The organism is Devosia sp. (assembly GCF_036676215.1).
Lineage (GTDB): Bacteria > Pseudomonadota > Alphaproteobacteria > Rhizobiales > Devosiaceae > Devosia.
In genome coordinates, this window is sequence record NZ_JAKFDJ010000103.1 from 1 (window position 1) to 3,542 (window position 3,542).

2 protein-coding genes are annotated in these 3,542 nt (G+C 64.8%); both read right to left on the minus strand.

Annotated features, from left to right (window positions below; all coding sequences use genetic code 11):
• Positions 1 to 876 (minus strand): peptide ABC transporter substrate-binding protein (locus V6M52_RS10100; protein ID WP_332700925.1); only part of this gene is annotated, 876 nt, incomplete at its 3' end.
• A gap of 367 nt (positions 877 to 1,243) precedes the next feature.
• Positions 1,244 to 3,541, minus strand: coding sequence for a transketolase (locus tag V6M52_RS10105; RefSeq protein WP_332700926.1), 2,298 nt, complete (start codon positions 3,539 to 3,541; stop codon positions 1,244 to 1,246).
• Position 3,542: the final 1 nt, after the last annotated feature.

A 3,542-nucleotide genomic window follows, 5' to 3' on the forward strand; every position in this document is an offset into this window, starting at 1 on the left:
GGAGTCGAGGTCGAACGAGATATAGGAGGTGGCAAAGACGGCGTTCTTGCGGATGCCGTCGGGGTAGCGCTGCTCGGCGACCGGCACCTGGCCGGTATTGAGGAAGGAATAGTCCGCATCGCCTGCAAGGAAGGCCGGCAGCCCAACTTCCGGTGCGCCCAGGGTGGGATCGACTTCGAGGCGGTCGATCTGCGCCTGCCAGGGGCCGGTATAGGTCTCGGACTTGGTCAGCACGACCGAGTTGTTGGACTTTTCCCAGCTTTCGAGATCGAAGGGGCCGGAGGAGACGATGGTGTCGACATTGACGGCCCAGTCGTCGCCGAGTTCGTCGACCTTGTGCTTGGGCACGGGGTACCAGAGGCTGGTGACGGAGGGCAGGTATGGCTTGGGCGCGACAGTGGTGACCTCGATGGTAAGGTCATCGACGGCCTTGAGGCCGAGGGTCGAGACGTCGGCGGTGCCTTCGGTGACTTCCTTCCAGCCCTTGATGCCGCCGGCAAAGTCCCAGTACCAGGCGAAATCATAGCCGGTGGTGGCGGCGCGCTGCAGGGCGAAGACATAGTCCTCGGCGGTCAGCGGCTCGCCATCGGACCAGACGAGGCCCGGGCGCAGCTTGAAGGTCCAGGTGAGGCCATCCTCGGACTGGCTCCAGCTTTCCGCCGCCATCGGCGTCAGCTCGAATTCCTTGTCGAAGGTGGCGATCGGCACCTGCAGCAGCTCGGCAAAGGTGGCGCGGGCGTAGACCGTCTTCATGTAGTCCATGTAGGTGCCGGACGTGGACTGTCCGGGCGCGACGATGGTCGTCTGGGCCAGCGCCGGTATGGTCAAGGCCGTTGCGACAGTCAGTGCCGCAGTGATCTTCAGAGTTAGGTTCATTTAGAGACTCCCTCCTTGTGCAGAGCCAGTTCTTGGACGTTTCCCATGCGCCGGTCCCTTGCCGTGGGGCCGGTCATTCTGTGTGCAGCAGAGCTGCGTTCGACAGATCGATTTCCCCTCGAAATCTGTCCAATGACATATGTCTGACAAATGCGAATGGGGTTGGCAAGGCGATCTGTGGATAGAGTGCTCAATTCCTACGCCTCAGCGGTTGGGCGATGAGGAAATGGGCAAAATTGGTGGTCGTTGATGGAACCCGCCGAGTCATCCCCGCGAAGGCGGGAACCCCTGTTTTCGACACGGGCAGAGCAAACGGAGGTTCCCGCCTTCGCGGGAACGACACCGTGGTGGTGGGGTATTTTGTGCATCATCTGGGGCCACCAATCAGGCTGCGGGTGGCGGTCTCGATGGCGGCGGCGTCGATGCCGAAATGGGCGTAGAGGTCGTTGACGGTGCCGGTCTGGCCGAAATGCTCGACGCCCAGGGTGACGGTGCGGTGGCCAAGCACGCTGCCGAGCCAGCCCAGCGTGGCTGGGTGAGCGTCGATGGCGGTGACAAGGCCGGCGCGGAATGGGATATCGGCGAGCAGGGTTTCGATATGGCTGCGGGCGGCGTGGTCGCCATGGAGGCGCGCGCGCTGGGCGGCGTGCCAGCCGGCATTGAGGCGATCGGCAGAGGTGACGGCGAGGACGGCGACGTTGCGGCGGTCACCTCCAATGCGGGCAGCGGCCTCGATGGCCTCATTGGCGAGCACGCCCTGATAGGCGATGACGACTTCGCATTGCGGCGTGGGCGGATTGAGCCAATAGGCGCCGCGGATAATGCCGTCGCTGAGGGGTTTGTCGGCGCTACGCGGTGGCTGTTCGATGCTGCGGGTCGAGAGGCGCAGATAGACCGAGCCACCGGTGACGTCGCGCGGCCAATCGGCGAGATCGGGGCGGGCGTCGCCGGAGCGTTGCATGTAGTCGAAGGCCCAATCGATGATGACGGAGAGTTCGTCGGCAAAGGCCGGCTCGAAGCTGGCGAGGCCGTCTTGGGCCATGCCGATCAGCGGGGAGGCGATGGATTGGTGCGCGCCGCCTTCGCCGGCCAGCGAGACGCCGGAGGGCGTGGCGACGAGCAGGAAGCGCGCGTCCTGGTAGCAGGCATAGTTCAGGGCATCGAGGCCACGGGAGATGAAGGGGTCGTAGAGTGTGCCGATGGGCAGCAGGCGTTCGCCGAAGAGGGAATGGCTGAGACCGGCGGCACCAAGGGCGAGGAAGAGGTTCATCTCGGCAATGCCGAGTTCGAGATGCTGGCCTTCCGGGGTGAAGCGCCACTTCTGGGCGCTGGGAATGGCTTCCTTCTGAAAGATGTCGACCATCTCGCGATGGGCGTAGAGGTTGCGGCGGTTGACCCAGGTGCCGAGATTGGTCGAGACGGTGACGTCGGGCGAGGTTGTGATGATGCGGCGAGCGAGGTCGCTGTCGGTCTTGGCGATGGCGTCGAGGATCTTGCCGAAGGCGGTCTGCGTCGAGGTGGCGCCGGTGCCGACGAATTGCGGGCCGATGGTGGCGACGGCTGGTGAGGTGTGGCGGCGAGATTCCGTGGTGTTGAAGGGGACGCTGGCGAGGAAGCGCTCGATGCCGGCCGGATCGGCCATGCCTTCGAGCTTGTCCCATTCGTGGCCGGGGCGGACGTTCATCGACTGGCGCAGGGTGTCGATCTGGGCGCCGGTCATCTGGCCGGCATGGTTGTCCTTGTGGCCGGCGAGCGGCGTAGCCCAGCCCTTGACGGTATAGGCGATGAAGACGGTGGGCTTGTCGCTGCTGGCGGCTCCGAACTGTTCGAGCAGGCTCTGGGTGCAATGGCCGCCCAGATTGGCCATGAGTTCGGCGAGTTCTGCATCGCTGCGGCGGGCGAGGAGCGCGGTGACTTCGCCCTGGTCGCCGATCTCGTCACTGAGGCGCTCGCGCCAGGCGGCGGCGCCGCGGAACATCAGGGCCGAATAGATGGCGTTGGGGGCGGCGTCGATCCAGGCCTTGAGGCGTTCGCCGCCGGGTTCGGCAAAGGCAGCGCGCTGCAGGGCGCCGTATTTGAGGGTGACGACGTTCCAATCGAAGGCGCGGAAGATGGCTTCGATGCGGTCGTAGAGTCCCTCGCGGACGACGCCGTCGAGGCTCTGGCGGTTGTAGTCGATGACCCACCAGGTGTTGCGCAACCCGTGTTTCCAGCCCTCGAGCAGGCATTCATAGACATTGCCCTCGTCGAGTTCGGCATCGCCGACCAGGGCGATCATGCGGCCTTCGGCAATGTCCTTGCGGGCCCAGGGCTTGGCACGGACATAGTCCTGGATCAGCGAAGCGAAGGCGGTGAAGGCGACGCCGAGGCCGACCGAGCCGGTGGAAATGTCGACGTCGTCAGTGTCCTTGGTGCGGCTGGGATAGGACTGGGCGCCACCGAAGGCGCGGAAGTTCTCCAGCTTTTCGAGGGTCTGTTTGCCGAACAGATATTGGATGGCGTGGAAGACCGGGGCGGCATGGGGTTTGACGGCGACGCGGTCCTCGGGCTTCAGAATGCCGAAATAGAGCGCGGCCATGATCGCCGCCATGGAGGCCGAACTGGCCTGGTGGCCGCCGACCTTGACGCCATCCACATTGGGGCGGATGTGGTTGGCGTGGTGGATC